This is a genomic window from Natrinema sp. HArc-T2 (genome assembly GCF_041821085.1).
Taxonomy (GTDB): domain Archaea; phylum Halobacteriota; class Halobacteria; order Halobacteriales; family Natrialbaceae; genus Natrinema.
In genome coordinates this window covers 1-17,591 of the sequence record NZ_JBGUAZ010000005.1, presented here as the reverse complement: position 1 = coordinate 17,591, position 17,591 = coordinate 1, and the positions used below count along the sequence as shown (strand labels likewise).

The 17,591-nt window shown below is 61.1% G+C and carries 14 protein-coding genes and 1 tRNA gene; 8 read left to right on the top strand and 7 right to left on the bottom strand.

Annotated features, from left to right (window positions below):
• Positions 1–73: 73 nt before the first annotated feature.
• Both ACERI1_RS12770 and ACERI1_RS12765 read right to left on the bottom strand, forming a co-directional pair.
• Positions 74–511, bottom strand: a complete 438-nt coding sequence (locus ACERI1_RS12770) for a transcription elongation factor Spt5 (protein ID WP_008012489.1) — start codon at positions 509–511, stop codon at positions 74–76.
• Positions 511–690, bottom strand: a complete 180-nt coding sequence (locus ACERI1_RS12765; protein WP_008012488.1) for a protein translocase SEC61 complex subunit gamma — start codon at positions 688–690, stop codon at positions 511–513. Before ACERI1_RS12765 ends, ACERI1_RS12770 begins: the two co-directional genes overlap by 1 nt.
• A gap of 121 nt (positions 691–811) precedes the next feature.
• Here ACERI1_RS12765 and ACERI1_RS12760 point away from each other — a divergent pair, with 121 nt between their 5' ends.
• Positions 812–1,474, top strand: coding sequence for a helix-turn-helix domain-containing protein (locus ACERI1_RS12760; protein WP_373618572.1), 663 nt, complete (start codon positions 812–814; stop codon positions 1,472–1,474).
• Between the two features lie 5 nt (positions 1,475–1,479).
• Here ACERI1_RS12760 and ACERI1_RS12755 read toward each other — a convergent pair whose 3' ends face one another.
• Positions 1,480–4,173, bottom strand: coding sequence for a PAS domain S-box protein (locus ACERI1_RS12755; protein WP_373618571.1), 2,694 nt, complete (start codon positions 4,171–4,173; stop codon positions 1,480–1,482).
• Between the two features lie 180 nt (positions 4,174–4,353).
• Here ACERI1_RS12755 and ACERI1_RS12750 point away from each other — a divergent pair, with 180 nt between their 5' ends.
• The 7 genes from ACERI1_RS12750 (at position 4,354) to ACERI1_RS12720 (ending at position 12,903) form a co-directional block, all read left to right on the top strand.
• Complete coding sequence (locus ACERI1_RS12750) at positions 4,354–6,414, top strand: hydantoinase/oxoprolinase family protein (protein WP_373618570.1); 2,061 nt, start codon at positions 4,354–4,356, stop codon at positions 6,412–6,414.
• Positions 6,411–8,267: a hydantoinase B/oxoprolinase family protein gene (locus tag ACERI1_RS12745; RefSeq protein ID WP_373618569.1), complete on the top strand. Its 1,857-nt coding sequence runs from the start codon at positions 6,411–6,413 to the stop codon at positions 8,265–8,267. The genes ACERI1_RS12750 and ACERI1_RS12745 overlap by 4 nt, the downstream gene beginning before the upstream one ends.
• Before the next feature lie 27 nt (positions 8,268–8,294).
• The gene (locus tag ACERI1_RS12740; protein WP_373618568.1) at positions 8,295–8,936 is read left to right on the top strand and encodes an isochorismatase family protein; all 642 of its coding nucleotides are present in this window, start codon (positions 8,295–8,297) and stop codon (positions 8,934–8,936) included.
• A 63-nt stretch (positions 8,937–8,999) separates the two neighbouring features.
• A complete protein-coding gene (locus ACERI1_RS12735) occupies positions 9,000–9,947 on the top strand; it encodes an oxaloacetate decarboxylase (protein ID WP_373618567.1) in 948 nt (315 codons plus the stop codon).
• 96 nt (positions 9,948–10,043) lie between these two features.
• Positions 10,044–10,289 carry a hypothetical protein gene (locus tag ACERI1_RS12730; protein WP_373618566.1) on the top strand — a complete coding sequence of 82 codons (246 nt, stop codon included), beginning with the start codon at positions 10,044–10,046 and terminating at the stop codon, positions 10,287–10,289.
• A gap of 603 nt (positions 10,290–10,892) precedes the next feature.
• Entirely contained in the window at positions 10,893–12,413 is a 1,521-nt protein-coding gene (locus tag ACERI1_RS12725; protein WP_373618565.1) for a methyl-accepting chemotaxis protein, read from the top strand.
• Between the two features lie 121 nt (positions 12,414–12,534).
• Positions 12,535–12,903, top strand: a complete 369-nt coding sequence (locus ACERI1_RS12720) for a rhodanese-like domain-containing protein (protein ID WP_373618564.1) — start codon at positions 12,535–12,537, stop codon at positions 12,901–12,903.
• A 160-nt stretch (positions 12,904–13,063) separates the two neighbouring features.
• Here ACERI1_RS12720 and ACERI1_RS12715 read toward each other — a convergent pair whose 3' ends face one another.
• The 4 genes from ACERI1_RS12715 to ACERI1_RS12700 all read right to left on the bottom strand — a co-directional run bounded on the left by ACERI1_RS12715 (position 13,064) and on the right by ACERI1_RS12700 (position 17,418).
• On the bottom strand, positions 13,064–13,627 hold the full coding sequence (locus ACERI1_RS12715; protein ID WP_373618563.1) for a hypothetical protein: 564 nt from the start codon (positions 13,625–13,627) through the stop codon (positions 13,064–13,066).
• A gap of 1,015 nt (positions 13,628–14,642) precedes the next feature.
• The gene (gdhB, locus tag ACERI1_RS12710; RefSeq protein ID WP_373618561.1) at positions 14,643–15,944 is read right to left on the bottom strand and encodes a glutamate dehydrogenase GdhB; all 1,302 of its coding nucleotides are present in this window, start codon (positions 15,942–15,944) and stop codon (positions 14,643–14,645) included.
• Positions 15,945–15,967: 23 nt separating this feature from the next.
• Positions 15,968–16,117, bottom strand: coding sequence for a rubrerythrin-like domain-containing protein (locus ACERI1_RS12705; RefSeq protein WP_373618560.1), 150 nt, complete (start codon positions 16,115–16,117; stop codon positions 15,968–15,970).
• A gap of 1,226 nt (positions 16,118–17,343) precedes the next feature.
• Positions 17,344–17,418 (bottom strand) — tRNA-Met (locus ACERI1_RS12700).
• Positions 17,419–17,591 lie beyond the last annotated feature (173 nt).

The window sequence follows — 17,591 nt, the reverse complement described above, 5'->3', positions numbered from 1 at the left end:
GTTACTGCGTCGGGTTCGCTCACGCCGCTCGCTCACCACTCCTTGCAAAAGTTAGTATAAAACACCCGACTCGCTATCGCTCGTCGGAATCGAGGACGCGAATCTGGTCGCCCCGAACCGTCACCGGAATCGGAACCGTCGCCTCGTACAGTTCGACCGTCACCTGATCTTTGCCCTCGTCGATGCGCTGGACCTGTGCCTTCTCGCCTTTGAACGGTCCGGCGATGAGCTCGACGATGTCGCCCTCGGCGATCCCCTCGACGTCCGGCTTGGGCGAGAGGAAGTGTTCGACCTCGGAGATGTCCGACTCGCCGGGAACGATACTCCGGGCGTGGGGGATGTCCTCGAGGACGCGATTGAGAACGGCGTCGCCGTCGGCTTCGACCATCACGTAGGAAGTCAGTGAGTCAGGCGCGAGCGCGGCGTGAATCTCTGGTTCCTCGCGGTTGATGATCATGTCCGCGACGGTGCGCTCTTGGCTCGCCGTCGTTTTGACAGCGAAGATGCCCATTAGATGCCACCACCGCTGGTCAGCAGCACCATGACTGCACCGATGAGGAATCCGACGAGACCGACCAGCAAGATCCCTGCACCGGCGATTTTCGATACCTGAAGGAACTCCTCGCTAGTGGGTGTCGTCGCCATTTTCAACACCCGAACGTACGAGGTGAGGTCGTACGGAACGTCCATATTTGTCTATTTACAGCGTGGGGTCTTTTATCTGTCTTTCGTGTCTACTGATCAGTGCTGTCGGCAGTCGCCACCGCGCGTAGCTTTTTGACTGTGGGTTCTTTTCACACAGGAGACAGCGATGTTCACCGCGACGGTTCACTTCACCCAGCACCGGGAATGTATCCTTCGGCGACTCACAGCGGACGTCTCCGAGCCGATTCCGGTCGAGATCGAGGAGATTCAAAACGGGTTCGTGACCTTCATCCTCCGGGCAGGCCCGCATACGGATACGTTCCAGTCAGAACTCGAGGCCGCCGATCACGTCGAGCACGTCAAGCGCCTCGACGACGGGAACCTGCTCGTCACCAAACCCTCGTGTGGCGCGTATTCGGCGATCTACCAGAATCACGGTACGCTCCGGCGGTCGAATACGGTTTCGGGCCGCCAGCGAGAGTACAACATTCTCGTGTTCCAGCGCGAGGATCTCAAACACATCATCGACGATCTCGAGGGCTTTGGAACGGTCACGCTCGGCAAACTCGAGGAGTTTCGGGCGAGCACCGACTCGGCGCTGACCGAGCGCCAGCGCGAAGTGGTCGCCGAGGCGCTGGCGCGTGGATACTACGACTGGCCGAGAGGAATTACGAACGAGGAGTTGGCGACGGAACTCGAGATCAGTCGCGCGACGCTTCACGAACACCTCCGAAAGGCCGAGCGGGCAGTGTTGTCGTCAGCGATGGCCGACAGCCACAGACGGACGGGCCGACGGCAGTTCGAACGGATCGGGATCGACCACGAGTAAGGTGGTCACGAATCCGCGGCTGACAGCGTAAACGACACCGTCGTCCCCTCACCGGACTCGGAATCGATCCAGATTTCGCCGTCGTGGCGCTCGACGATCCGCCGACAGAGCGCGAGTCCGATCCCGGTGCCGGCGTGTTCCTCGCGCGTGTGTAATCGCTGGAACACCTCGAAGACGCGGTCGCTGTCGTCGGGCTCGATGCCGATCCCGTCATCGTGGACCGAGATCGTCCACTCGTCACCCGTGCGCTCGGCGGTGATATGGACCCGCGGTGGCTCGTCACCGCTGTACTCGAGGGCGTTCTCGAGCAGGTTTTGAAACACCTGCCGGAGCTGGCTGACGTCACCCATCACGGTCGGCAACGACTCGGTGGTGATCTCGGCGCCGTGGTCCTCGATCGAGAACTGGAGATCCGAGAGCACGTCCGACACGACCGCGTTGAGATCGACCTGTTCGAACGGATCACCGCGAGTTTCGATACGCGAGTACTCGAGCAGGCCATCGATCATCTCGCGCATGCGCTCGGCCCCGTCGACGGCGTATGCCAGGAATTCTTCGCCGTCGTCATCGAGAACGTCGGCGTAGCGGCGCTCGATGAGTTGCAGGTAACTGGTTATCATCCGGAGTGGTTCTTGCAGGTCGTGTGAGGCAGCGTAGGCGAACTGCTCGAGTCGCTCGTTCGATGCCTGTAACTCGTCGATGTACGCTCGGCGATCGAAGTGGAACGTGAGAAGCGTTGCGAGCGTGTCGAGCAGTTCCTGTTCTTCAGCAACAAACGCCGCCGTGTCGGTCGCCGGGAGATCGGCTTCGTCGTAGAGAACGATAGTTATCGTAATCGGTGTGCCGTTGACCGTGCGACTGGACGCGGAGAGCCGCGGCTCGAGCGAGTCGTAGTCGTCCGTGGCCACCTCGTCGTCGCCGACCGAGACGCGCGCGGCGGTTCGGTCCGGATACCGAAAGAACTGCGGAAGGTCGGTCACGAACTCCTGGAGCGAGGCAGCAGCCGGTTGCTCGCCGGTCTCGAGCAGGCTGGTGGCGAGTCGGACGGCGGCGAGTTCTTTCTCCCGTTCCTCGAGTTCGCGTTTGCGCCGTTGGGCCAGCTCTTTGAGATCGGTGATATCGGTCGCCGTCTCGACGACTTGCACGGGGTTGCCCTGCTCGTCAGTAATCGGTCTGGCGTTTATCGAGAGCCACTGCTGTCTGTCCGATCGATCCAGACGGACCTCTCGGTCGGTTACGGGGTCACCCGTTTCGAAAACGCGGGACACGGGTCGTTCCTCTATCGGGATGAACTCGCCGTTCGCGTCGTACATGTCTCGTTGGGCGGTGGTATAGATGGACTCGTCGTCGGTCGAGAGATCGAGCAGGTCTGCCATCCGTTCGTTCGCCCGGCTCGTCGATCCGTCTCGGTTTACGACTGCGATGCCAACGGGGCTCGTCTCGAGGATCTGCTCGCTGAGTTCGTACTCGCGGCGCAGCCGTTGTTCCTGTTCTCGGCGTTCGGTCATGTCACGAGTGATCTTCGCGTAGCCCTGCAACTCGCCCGCGTCGTAGATGACCGAAATCGTCACGTTCGCCCAGAACCGCGAGCCGTCCGATCGGACGCGCCAGCCCTCGTCTTCGACCGTCCCTGTCTCCCGTGCTTGCCTAAGATTATATTCAGGGACGCCGTCCGCTCGATCCTCGGCGGTGTAAAACGTCGAAAAATGCTCGCCGATGATCTCCGCCGAACGGTAGCCTTTGATCCGCTCGGCACCTTCGTTCCAGCTAACGACGTATCCGTCGGGATCGAGCATGAAGATCGCGTACTCGTCGACCGCGTCGACGAGCGACTGAAATCGCTGTTCGCTCGCCTGCCTGGCTCGCTGTGCTGCTTTCCGGTCGGTGATGTCGTAGTACAGTTCGATGCGGCCACCGGCGTATGGACCCGACTCGATCGGTTTACTGCGGTGTTCGAGCCAGCGCTCGTTCTGAGCTGCATCGTCCGTCACCCGACACTCGAACTGTTCGACGTAGGTGTTATCCTCGTAGGTGGCCAACACTGTCTCCGCGAACGACTCAGGATCTGCGAGTCGATCACGGATCGTCTCCTGAATCAGCGTCGCCTTGTCCTGACCGATAACTTCGGCTCGCGCGAGACCAAAATACTCCTCGATCGTTTCATCGACCCACACGACATCGAACTCGTCGTCGAGGACGAACACACCAACATCGGCTTCGTCGATAACTGACGCGATCGAATCGTACGTCTTCCAGGTCGACGGCAGTTGCTCGTTCGTTCGATCGTGAGCTTCAACGGCTCGAACGACACCGACCGACCCCTCGAGTTCGCCATCATCTACGAGCAGGCTCATTCGGAGTTCACAGGGAACGCTGTCGCCAGCCGCGGTCTCGAGTACGAGGTTGAACGTCGTGTCGGGATCAGCGTCGTGCTCGAGGCGCGTGTGGATCGCTTCCTCGAGCCGTTTTGCGTCCGGCGTTTCGATGACGGTCGACACGTGCTCGCCGAGGAGGGCCGATCGCGAATAGCCCGTTATCGATACGAGGGCGTCGTTGATGGCGACGAACCGGCCGTCGGTGTCGAGTTGGTAGATCCCGTCATCGATGGCGTTGACGAGCGTGAGACACCGTCGAAGCGAGTCAGTCTCGCCCTCCTCGGTTCGAAAGAGCTCATTCGAGATGCCGGCCACGTCACGCATGGACAGTGATTGGGTCCGAACCGGTTTATGTGGTGTGGTGACGCTCACTCGAGCATTCGTGGGGCTGCTGTTACGGCGTCCGGGCGCGCAGCTGCCAGCCCATACTATATAAACCGCCAACAGCTGTTGGGGGAACCCTTACTCTCCCAACGGCGGATGTACCACAGTACACGGTACCACATGACACATAATCTCGGCGTCGACGTCGGTGGGACGTTCACGGACGTCATCGTCTTTGACGAATCGACGCACGAACTCACGATAGACAAGGTGCTCTCGACGCCTGCGAACCCATCAGAAGGAGTGATCTACGGTGTCGAGGAGGCAACCGCAAAGGCGGGAACCGTCGTATCCGACCTCGATCTGCTGTTTCACGGCACGACGGTCGTGACGAACATGCTCTTAGAGGAGACGGGAGCTCGCGTCGGGCTCATCACGACTGCAGGTCACGAGGACATCCTCCATCTGGCACGGGCGTGGACGCCCGGCCCGCTCTACGGGTGGATGGACATGGAAAAGCCAGACCCGCTGGCCGATCTAGTCGACACACGTGGCGTCGACGGGACGATCAGCTCGCCGGCGGGCGAGGAGATCGAGCCGCTCGACGAGGCGGCGGTCAGAGACGCCGTCCGCGACCTCGAGGCTGCCGGCGTCGAGTCACTGACTGTTGCGTTATTGAACTCGTATCTCAACCCTGCCCACGAGGAGCGCGTCCGCGAAATCGTCGCCGAAGAGGCGCCAGACCTTCCGGTGTCGATATCCGCCGACATCGTTCCGGAGTACGGCGAGTACGAACGGACGCTGACGACGGTCATCAACGACTACGCGCGACCGACAGTGATCGAATATCTCGAAGATTTAGACGAGTCACTGGCGGCAGCCGGTTCGTCGGCGACGATGAACGTCGTTCGGTCCGATGGCGGACTCATGAGTTCGACGGCTGCGAAGGAGCGACCGGTCGAACTCGCGCTCTCCGGGCCGAGCGGTGGCGTCGTCGGTGCGGCGACCATCGCCTCGAAGAAGGGTGTCCCGGACGTATTGACACTCGACATGGGCGGGACCTCGACCGACGTCTCGCTCGTCGAGGGTGGGACGCCCGAGACGACTCGCCAGACGAAGGTCGGCTACCGGGAGTTCAAATCCCGCTCGGTCGACGTGAACACGGTCGGGGCCGGGGGCGGTTCGATCGCGCGCGTGCAGTTGAACGGCTCGTTGCAGGTTGGCCCCGAAAGTGCCGGCGCAGACCCTGGGCCAGCATGTTACGGACAGGGTGGCGAATCACCGACGGTCACGGACGCCAACGTCGTGCTCGGGCGGATCCCGCCGACAGTCCAACTCGGCGGTCGGATGGAACTCGATCGGGAGGCCGCCCGCGACGCCGTGGCGACGATCGCCGACGAGCGCGACAGCACGGTCGAGGAAGCCGCACAGGCCATCCTCGATATCGTCAACGAGAACATGCACGGCGCGCTTCGCGTCGTCTCCGTCGAGCGCGGCTACGATCCACGGGAGTTCGGCCTCGTCGCCTTCGGCGGGGCCGGCCCGATGCACGCGAACGCGCTCGCTGATGTGATGGACGCCTATCCGCTTGTCATCCCACCGGGGCCGGGTGTGATGTCGGCCTTCGGCTTTCTTACCTCGGACATCCAAAACGAGTTCTCGGAGACCTACCTCGAGACCGAAACCGATGTCGACGGCGCAGACGTCGCCGAGGAACTGCGCGCGCTCGAGGACGAAGCGAGCGAGTGGCTCATCTCCGAGGGCGTCGACGAGGCCGATCACGCGTTCGAGTACTTCGCCGAGTGTCGCTACTTCCGCCAGGACATCCAGATGTCGATCCCGATCGACATCGAAAACCTCCGCGAAACCGGACTCGCGGAGATCAAAGACGACTTCGAGGCGCGCCACGACCGTCAGTTCGGCTTCTCGCTCGATGCGCCGCTCGAGATCGCGAACCTCCGCGTCATCGGCAAAGGGACGCTTCAGGGTGTAACCATCGAAGAACAGGAGCTGGCCGATGCCGATCCGAGTGACGCCGAAGTCGACGTCAGCGACGTCTATTTCGAGGGCGAGTACTACGAGACGCCGATCTACGACCGAGCCGGGCTACGGCCGGGCAACGAACTCGCCGGGCCGGCTATCGTCACCGACGACGACTCGACGGTCGTCGTCCAGCCGGATCACAGCGCGACGATCGACCGCTACGCGAACATCGAAATCAACAGAGGTGAGACGCAATGAGTGACACGACCCCGGAGTTCGTCGGCGACCACGACATCGACCAGACCACGCTCGACATCATCGAGAGCACGCTTTCGAACACCCGCCACGAGATGGACCGGGTCGTCGAAACGACGGCGATCAGTCCCGTCATCCGCGAGCAGTCCGACCAGTTCCCGCTCATCGCCGACGCCGAGGGACGGATGGTCATGGGACAGTTCGGCTCGGCGATCGACACAATCCTCGAGAACTCGCCGTTCGACCGCGAAGACTTGGCGGACGGCGACGTGATCGCGACCAACGACCCCTACATGTGTGCCGGGGCCGTCTCGCACACCCCGGACATGCTCCTGTTGCGTCCGATCTTCTACGAGGACGACCTCGTGGGCTTCTCGAGCCAGTGGGGGAACCTGATGGACGTTGGCGGGAAGACGCCCGGCAGTATGCCCGTCCAGGCCCGCACGATCTTCGAGGAGGGAATGCGTCTGCCGCCGGTCAAACTCTACAAGGAAGGCGAGTTCGACAGCGAACTGCTCGAGACGTTCGCCCACAACACGCGCCTACCGGAACACGCCGAGGCCGACATCAAGGCGCTGGCGGCGGGGACGAAAGCCGCCGAAACGCGGGTTCACGAACTCTGCGATCGCTTCGGCAAGGAGACGTACGTCGAGGCCTGCGACGCCATCCTCGATCGCACCCGCGATGGGATGATCGATCTGATCCACGAGTTCATCCCGGAGGGCGAACGCTACACGTTCGAAGACTACGTCGACGACGACGGCATGGGCAACGGCCCCATCAAACTCCACCTCGAGATCTACCGGGAGGGAGAGACGGTCTACCTCGACTGGACCGGCACGGACGAGCAGGTGCCGGGGACCGTAAACTTCCTGTTGAACGAGCAGATGTTCAAAATGTTCACCGGGGTCTTCCTCATCATGGCGTTCGACCCGCTGCTGACGTTCAACGACGGCTACTACGATCTCTTCGAGGTGACCCTGCCCGAAGGCACCGTGGTCCAGCCGGAGTTCCCGGCGGCGCTCGGCAATCGCCTGCCGATGATGGCCCGCCAGTTCGACGTCCTGCAGGCGACATTCTCGAAGCTCATCGACGGCTTCTCGGTCGCGGGCAGCTACGGCACGTCGCCGAACCTCGTCTACGCCGGCACGGACTCGGAGGGCAACGACTTCCAGATGCTCGAGATCCTCTACGGCGGCATCCCGGCCCGACCCGGCGGCGACGGCCTCGACGGCCACTCCTGGTGGCCGCTGTTTCGCACCGTGCCCGCGGAGTACCAGGAGGCCTACTACCCATTGACCATCGACGAGTACAGCACCCGCGCCGACACCGGCGGCGCCGGCGAGTTCCGCGGCGGTCACGGCATCACGAAAGTCTACACTTTCGAGGAACCGGGTGCGATCACGTTCCAGGACGACCGCGCGCACACGTACCCGTGGGGCGTCGACGGCGGCTCCCACGCCCGGACGAGCGAGAAGAAACTGATCCGCACCGATGGCACCGAGGAGGAACTCCCCTCGAAGGTCGAAAACGTCGCCGTGGAGGCCGGCGACAAACTCGTCTTTTCCACTGCTGGTGGCGGCGGCCTCGGCGACCCACTCGAGCGCGATCCCGACGCCGTCGCCGCGGAAGTCGAGCGCGGACTCGTCTCCGAGTCGGCCGCGCGCACGGAGTACGGCGTCGTCCTCGCCGACGACGGCACCGTCGACGAGGCGGCGACCGCCGAGCGACGCGACGAGCTTCGGGAAACGCGCGACGACCTCGAGCCGTTCGATTACGGGCCGCTACCGGACGACGAGACGCTGGAAGAACGTATCGCCGCCGAGCGCCGGGAGTTCGCGGACCGACACGACTGACCGGCAGCCTCACTACTCCAGCACATTATGGACTGGCCACACGACATCAACATTGACGCCGAATACGACGAGGCCGATTTCGGGACGAGCGTCGGCCTCGGCGAGCAGCCCGCGCTGCTGGTCGTCGACCTGATAAACGCCTTCACCGATCCCGAAACCAGTCTCGGGTCGGACGTGACCGGCGTGCTCGAGCAGACCGAGCGGCTGCTCGACGCGTTTCGCGAACACGACCTGCCACGATATTTCACGACCGTCGCTTACGAGGAATCGTACGGCGACGCCGGTCGGTTCGTCGAGAAGGTCCCCGCGTTGCGAGAATTGCGTCTCGGGACCGAGGCAGTCGAAATCGACGACCGGGTCGAACCCGAAGACGGCGAGCGGGTCATCCTGAAAAAGTACGCGAGCGCCTTCTTCGGGACCGACCTGCAGACAGAGCTGACGACACACCGCGTCGATACGCTCGTACTCGCTGGCGTCACGACGAGCGGCTGTATCCGCGCGACGACCGTCGATAGCCTCCAGCACGGCTATCGAACTATCGTCCCCGCCGACGCGGTCGGTGACCGCGCGGAGGGGCCACACCGAGCGAACCTCTTCGACATCGACGCGAAGTACGGCGATGTCGTCACGACCGACAGCGTCCTCGATCACCTCTCTGCCAATGACTAACGATCCAACCGACGGACGACCAGCATCGACACCGACTTCGCCGCGACCACCGTGTAATCTGCCATGACCGACTCCGGTGCCACCCTCCGAACGTGCCTCGAGCGCGACGAACTCCTGGTCTGCCCCGGTGTTCACGACCCACTTACCGCCAGAGTCGCCGATTCTATCGGCTTCGACGCGATCTACATGACCGGCTACGGGACGTCGCTGTCGAAGACCGGCTACCCTGACGCCGGCTTCATCACGATGCCCGAGATGATCGAAAACGCCGGCAACATTCAGGAGCGAATCGACGTGCCGCTGATCGCCGATTCTGACAACGGCTACGGCAACGCGACCAACGTCATCCGGACCGTTCGCGAGTACATCAAAGCCGGCGTCGGCGCGATCCACATCGAAGACCAGACGTTCCCGAAACGCTGTGGCCACACGAAAGGACGACAGGTCATCCCGCGCGAGGAGGCAGTCGGCAAGATCGAAGCCGCAGCCGACGTTCGGGACGACCGTGCCGAAGACTTCGTTCTTATCGCCCGCACCGACGCCCGCGGCACGGGTGACGGCTCGCTCGACGAGGCGATCGGCCGCGCCAACGACTTCCTCGCGGCCGGCGCTGACGTCGCGTTCGTCGAGGGCCCAACCGACGAGTCGGAACTCGAGCGTATCGGCCGGGAGGTCGACGGGCCGATCGTCTACAACTTCGTCGGCGAACTCGGCTCCTCGCCGTACGTCGACCTCTCGTCGCTCGAGGAGTGGGGATTCGACATCGTATTGTTCCCTATTACGTCGACACTGTCGACGATCGCGAACGTCCACGCGGATCTCAGTGCCTTCGCGGACGACCCCGTGGCGGCGATGCGAGACATCGACGATACGTTCAACGCCCAGCCCGTCGGGAGCCTCCACGAGTTCTCGGGCTTTCCCGAGGTCGTCGAGTGGGAACGGCAGTACCTCCCCGACGAAGAGCAAGACAAGTACGAGGGGTCGCTCGGGGACGACCCCAACTCCGAATAACCTCGCTCTCGAGGCGAACGGAGTCTCCGGATCGGCGGAGCGAACGACACCTGCGGGGGCGCTAGCTTCAACTGCCTCTCTGGCTTCTCGTTACCTGTGACCCACGACCGAATCCACGCCCGGAAACCGACCCACGACATCGAGCGGTGGTCCGTCGGAACGATCGAACGCATCAGCGAACGGGACGGCCACTGCGTCTTCGACGTACAAACCGCTGCGGGCGACACGGTCCAGCTCGTCGTCACGACTGCGATTCGGGAGTTGGTCGTGCGGCGACTGGATCTCGAGGCGGGTGCGTCGCCCGTCGGGACTCGAGTCTGGTATCGAAAACACGGCGGATAACGCGGTACGATAGTACCAACTGAACCGAGTGACACACCGATCGCATCGTCCGCGGGTCTCGCTCGCGACACTCGCTCCGACCCGCACGCCCGTCGTGCGATCGGGTATGCAGTGACTGTCAGTGGCGACGACAGATCACGCCACGGTTCAGTCGGATTCTCGAGAAGGACGCGGGAGAAGCTGGCGGTAAGATTAAATAATCGTATCCAGTGACCTTCACTATATTCGAAAGAGAGTGATGGTTTTAAAACGGACGGTCTGCCAGACACGCAGTTCCAGTTTCGAAGCGGGACGAGGTTCGGCTGGCGGTCGGTCAGACGGACTCCTGTCAGCGGGTGCCGGCGGGTGCGCCCGGGACACCGTGACAGCAGCCCGTCTCAGACGCCGGGCCGATGACAGCCGCGACGGTCCCACGCTAACGGCGAACCCTAGGTCCCGTCGAAGACGGCGGACGGTGACCTGACCCAGCGATGAGGCACGTTCGTTCTTTCGAAGCGGATCACTTCAGAAACCGATGACACAGAACCCACACAGCACGTCGAAGTCGTCGACTCGGAATCGTTCGTCCAACTACGCAGATATCAGCGCTCTCGGTGAACAGTAATGGTCGCAGTATCGATACTTGTACTGGGACTTATCGCTGCCGGGGCGCTCGTCATGTTCGGCTCGATTCTGTACACGCGGCGGCTGTTCTTACAATTGAACGAGGCCAGCTACCGACGACGGTGGCGGGGGTTGCTTGCACTGATGGTGTTGTTCTTACTCGGCTACGTCGCCGCTCTCTGGATCGCCGTTAGCGGGCACGAACTCCTCTTTCAGCTGCTGACAGGGTTTGTCTTCCTGTTCGGCGCAGTGTTCGTCTTACTCGTGGTCAACGTGGGGCTACTGACGGTCAACGACCTCCAAAATAAAAACGAGTCACTCCAGACGAAAATGGACGAAGTCGAGCAGGCGCGACAGGAAGCAGTCACGCTCCGCGAAGAGACGACCCAACTCAACGAGCATCTCGAGCGGAAAGCCGACGAGTACGCGACTGTCATGCAGGCGTGTGCAGCGGGTGACCTGACCCAGCGCATGGACCCTGACAGCGAAAACGAGGCGATGGCCGAGATCGCACGCGAGTTCAACGACATGCTCGCCAAGCTCGAGTCGACCACCGAGGATCTCACATCGTTCGCACAGAACGTGGCCACCGCATCCGAATCGGTGACGGCCAGTTCCGAGGAAGTGCACTCGGCTTCCGAGCAGGTCTCCACGTCGATTCAGGAAATCGCCGACGGTGCCGACCGACAACACGAATACCTCCGCTCGGTCACCCAGGAACTCGACTCGCTGTCGACGACGACCGAAGAGATCGCCGTGTCCTCGTCTGAGGTCGCCGACATCGCCGAACGAACCGTCGACACCGGACAGGATGGACAGGAGTCCGCACGAGCTGCCATCGCTGCGATGAACGAGATCGAAACCGAAGCCAGCGCTGCCGTCACCGAGATACACCGGCTCGAGGCGGAGGTTCAGCAGATCGACGAACTACTCAATACGATCGCCGAAATCGCCCGCCAGACCAACATGCTGGCGCTGAACGCCAACATCGAGGTTTCCCGGTCGACCGACGCCGGCAGCGGCGGCGACGGGTTCTCCGCCGTTGCAACGGAAGTCAAAGCCCTCTCCGAAGACGTCGCGGAGGCAGCCGAGGAGGCCGAAGCCCGCCTCGAGGCGATCCGTGACCGGACCGAGGAATCCGCCGCCGAAGTCGAGCGCACGAACGCCGGCATTCAAGACGCCAGCGAGCAGGTGCAGGAGGCCGTCGACGCGCTCGTACAGATCACCGACCTCGCACAGGAGACCAACGTCGGCGTCCAGGAAATCTCGGCGGCCAGCGAAGCGCAGGCGGCCTCGACTCAGGAAGTCGTCGCGATGGTCGACGACGTCGCGTCGATCTCCAAGGAGACGACCGCAGGTGCCGAAAGCGTCGCCGCTGCGGCCGAAGAACAGACCACAGCACTGACCGAAGTGTCGACGAGTGCTGAACGTCTCAGCAACCAAGCGTCACGGCTCTCGCGGGCACTCCGCTACTTCGAAACTGACGCAGCCACCACCCGCACCTCGCCGACCAACGACTGAGACGGGCCGCTGTCACGAGTGACCGGTACACCCGCAGGACGGTCGTGGTCCCACCGGAACAGCAGGACGACAACCCGTCTGAATCACCACGGTTTTGTGCTTTCGATACAATATAGTAGTGATGAGTCGCATCCGTCCAGCCGAACTGGAAGCCCGCCTCGAGTCTGGAGACGAGCCGTTCGTCCTCGACATTCGCCCGCGGTCGGACTATCAGACGAACACAATCGAGGGCAGCCATAACGTGCCGGTCTATCAGGAGTTGCGCCAAGGCGACGAGTCCGCGCTTCGCGACCGACTCGGAGAAATCCCGCACGAGCGAGACGTCGTCGTTGTGTGTAAGATGGGTATGGTTGCCAAACGAGCAACGAGTCTACTCGTCGACGAGGGGTACGATGCAGCGACGCTGTTGGGTGGAATGAGCGGGTGGACTGGCTATCAGAACGGTTCACTCGGGTATAAGCTGCGCTCGTTGCTCTGGAAACTCCGGTAGGCCCGTCATCTCTCCGGTTGGAGGATCCGGTGGCGCTTTCGACACAACGGAGATCGAGACGACTGTCAAGAGATGGATTGAAGCGGAGGGTATCGGTTTTACATACCGTACATTAAATTCCCTCGCAAGGATTGCGAGGGCGTGTCGGGCTACCCTGTTCTTAGAAGGGTTGGCCACCGCCCTGTGGTGACGGCGTTTGGCCACCCATTTGCCTGCCCATCTGCTGTGACTGGCCCTGCTGTGTGACTTGCTGGCTCGCCTGTTGGATCGTCTGGGTGATCTGCTGGGCCTGCTGGATCACCTGCTGGACACCCGGAGCCTGGGACTGCTGGAGTTGCTGGGTGCTCTGTTGGAGTGCTTGCTGGGTGCACTGACCGAACGTCTGTGCGAAGTCGGACTGCCGCAGGAGCAGCGTCTTTTGGAGGTGGATAATCTGGGTGAGATCAGCCAGCATTCCGGAGGTGAACCGGTCGCCAGCCTTCATCGCCTGTCCGTGCGCCCACTCGGCGTCCGATTCGAGTTCCTCGAGTTGGTGGATGGCCTGTGAGACCTGCTGCGGGACGGCCTGGTCGCGCGACTGCGGTTGCTGGGACTGCTGTCCGGTCTGGTGCTGCGGTTGCTGTTGGTGCTGCTGTCGTCCGGTCTGGTGCTGCGGTCGCTGGTGTCCGGCTCGCTGTTGAGTTGGCTGTTCTAGTTGCTGTTGCGGTGGCTGTTGGTATGTCATGGTTCTCTTGCCGGTATCGTATCCTACGAGGTCGGAGATCCGGCAACGCGTCGCCTCGTAGGGCATTGCGACCAGTCCAGCCGCCCCAATAAATACTCAGGCCACTGTTTCTCCCACTCGGGTTACTGTTTCTCCCACTCGAACTCCGGCGGAGCTGTTCACGACTATTCGGGCTTCCCACTCGAGACGACTGGCTATTCAAAAGAGAGTTACCGGGCGTATTCACGCGGTATAGTACTATCACACGATATCACGCTACTGTTGACATGATTCGTTTTCGTCATCGACTGGAGAGACTACAACCCGATGATCTTTGACGCGTTGTAATCGGCGTGTTCCCGTACCGAACTTCTAAGACTGTGAGAGGAGGCCATATTGTCCCAACAATCGAGATTCCACGGCCAGAGCGCTGTGGAGATCGCAACTGGCGACGAAAACAGACGAGACATGCCAACCCAGGTAGAATAGCCGACCGACGGCAGGTCACGAGAAGACACACGGCTCGTGCGAGCAACATCGTGGCCGTACATCGGCCATTGATGGACTGTCGGAGAGCAGTCGAAAGCGATCTGGACAAGCCAGTCTTCAAGACATCCGAGCAACCGGAAAGTACGGGGGTCCGCAGGCGGCGAGGACCGTGCGGCGTGTCCGTGAGGGCGTATACGCCAGTCGTTCAATTATGACACCATGTATTTTCTGTAGCACTGATGCGGTCTGCTGTCACGATGTACCGGTGCAACCGCAGCTCGGGTCGCGGTTGCACCGAAACTGACTGCCAGGAGTCCGTATGGCCGATTCTGAAAAGTGACGACCGGAGGATCAGCTTCGGGAACAAGTCGAACGATAAAAATATTGAACCCAGCTCTGACCACGGAACCTCACTGTGCTGCGTTCGTCACCTCCCTTCTCTCCTGATTACGACCGGGCGCCCGTGCGATTAACTGTCGACTGCGTAGCAGCGTGCCGGAATCGTCCTGGTCCTCCCGGATCAGACAGTCGCCTTGAACCGCTGTACTTACGGCCAAAGACCGCGATTAGCGTGGGCGTCAACCAACCGCGAGAGAGCAACGATGTATGCCGCATCTCGCCACGTTACATCTCTCGTTTCGACCTCGGCTCGGACTTCGTCCCACGCGGACAGCATTTCCTGGTCGAGTTGTTCCTGTACTTCCTCGAGCGACCACGACCGGCGGTTGATATCCTGGAGCCACTCGAAGTAGGAGACGGTGACCCCGCCAGCGTTGGCGAGAATGTCCGGGACGACCGGAATGTCGCGTTCGGCCAGGATCGCATCCGCCGCGAACGTCGTCGGGCCGTTTGCACCTTCGACGATGAGGTCCGCCTGAATACTGTCGGCGTTAGCTTCGGTAATCACGTCGCCGATGGCTGCCGGAATGAGAAGATCGACATCCAACGTGAGCAGTTCGTCGTTCTCGATCGTCTCGTCGGCGTAGTCGGTAACAGCCTCGGGTTCTTCGTCGTGTGACGGGATCATATGGGGATCGAGTCCCGCTGGATCGTAAGCTGCTCCGTTGACGTCGCTGACCGCGACGACGGTTGCGCCCCACTCATCGAGCAGGCGGGCTGCGTTCGCTCCGACGCTCCCGAACCCCTGAACGGCGACGGTCGTCTCCTCGAGCGGATAGTCGTAGTACTCGCAAGCTTCGCGAGCAATGAGGGCGACGCTCCGTCCCGGGGCCTCCTCGCGGCCGTAACTGCCGCCGATGACGGGTGGCTTGCCGGTCACGACGCCGGGGAGCGTCTCTGCCTCTTGCATGCTGTAGGCGTCCATGATCCAGGACATCGTCTGGGAATCGGTCCCCATGTCGGGTGCAGGAATGTCCTTGTTCGGCCCGATGATGTCCCGAATCTCGTCCGTGAACCGCCTCGTAAGGCGTTCCTTTTCCGCCTCGCTGAGCTCTTTGGGATCGACGACGATCCCGCCTTTCGCGCCGCCGAAGGGCAGATCCATCACGGCACACTTCCAGGTCATCCACATCGAGAGGCCGATACACTCCTCGCGAGTGACCCCCGGATGGTATCGCAGGCCGCCTTTGAACGGACCGCGAACGCTGTCGTGGTGTGCGCGATAGCCAGTGAACACATCGATGGAACCGTCATCGCGTTCGACTGGTACTGTTACCTCGTGGACAGCTGCCGGATGTTTGAGCCGTTCGACGATGTTCGGATCGATATCGAGGTGCGTTGCAGCGTGCTCGAGTTGGCGTCGAGCCGTTGCAACTGCTGACGTGACATCCGCGTCGTCTGGCTGAGAAACCGTCCGTTCGATCGTTGTTGACGATGTATGAGAGGACATCTCTTGTTTAGAGGAGAGATTAGTTATTCGAGTGAGAGAGCTCGATTTTGGAAGGTGTTCGTCCGCCCACAACGAGCACATTTCCCGTCCCGGGTATCGGTGGTGACAATCTCGCCACAGCTCAGACACTCGTATGTTGATGTGGTATCAGAATTACCCCTGATGTCGTACATACATACTACTGGTCGTTCGATAGCCGCATAAATATTAGGAATTAATGTAATATATACACATATAATAGCATCATAGGTGGCCTCGATCGACTGGTGTTCAGCGCTTCACATGGCTCATCTCGAGTCCCACGAACGCGCCAGCCGTGCTCGCTACGCGTCTATAGCACCCACTGACGTCACTGCACACCCGTTCGCACGAGGGGCGCGCGGGTCGGAGCTACGACGTGAGCGAGAGCTGCGGACGGTGCGATCGATGTGTGAATCGTTTCAGTTGTTACTAAGCGCAGCTCTACCCGACCACGATCTACTTCCAACGAGTGTCCCGGAGACGATTCTGAACAACTGAGAATCGGGACGAAATTGATACTGATTCTCCCGAGCATCTTTTCTGTCGCGTTACCCCGCGCGACAGAGACCGATCCAATCAGCCTCGAACCTACGTTTTCTCAGCTCGCCCGGCGGCCACCATCCTACGCCCATCCGGGCGGCTTTTGCGGTCTGCTCGAGGAAGTCTCGTTCGTCGAGGCGCTCGATTTCGACTAGGGCAGGCGTATCCGGTAAGACCACGGTTGTCTGCGAGGTCGAGGTGGTGCTGGAGTGACTGCAATTACTTGCTGCCATTGGGCGGCTGTTCTCCATGCCATTCACGTAACCTCCGCAGATCCGTCACTGGCTGGATGCATACAGTCTGCTGTCACTGGGTCCCAACGGGCGCCCGCATGGCGGGTCGCGGACCTGCCGGTACCCACAGAGACTGGAGTCCGTATCACACGGGTACAAAGGCAGATACCCTGGGGATTCAGTTGGTGCTTCGAATGGGGCTACATCGACTCAGCAGTCGACGACGTGACTTTTCTCGGGCAATCGCTCCATCCTCGCCATTCTACGTATCCTCACCGACAGGCCGGCAGACCGTCGCACACCCGAATGAGCGACAGGGGCGTCCCCAATAACCGTCGGTCGAATCCTCGGTGATTTCACCGACCGACACTGGGCGCGCAAAACGGCGACAAGTATGAATCGACTGTGAGGCCGATTCGTTCGATCGTCGAAGCCTGCAGTCGCATTACATTTGATATGCAATAACTAAAATTCATAATATGGATGAAGTTGCCACCGTGAAGACTCTGGCTGATTGAGACTCCAGCGAGAGAAATCCTCGCGCTTCAGCGTGGGGAGGACGTCAACGACCAAGTTGCAGTAAAAGTTTGCTCAACGTCAGGAAATAGCGGGAAGTAGATTTGAACTACTGATCTGCGGGTTATGAGCCCGCCGGAATCTCCTGGCTATCCCATCCCGCTATCTCTCCATCTCTGCCGACCATGATTAAGGATTGCTATCTGGTTGTTTCATCTAAAATATTTTAAACTATTTCTCGAATAGTCTGATCTGGATCCGTTCCAAGACCTGTTACTATCCGTTAAGTCTTGTAGGATATAGGGACTACCTGTAGCAGTTGCTGTCCGGGAAGTAA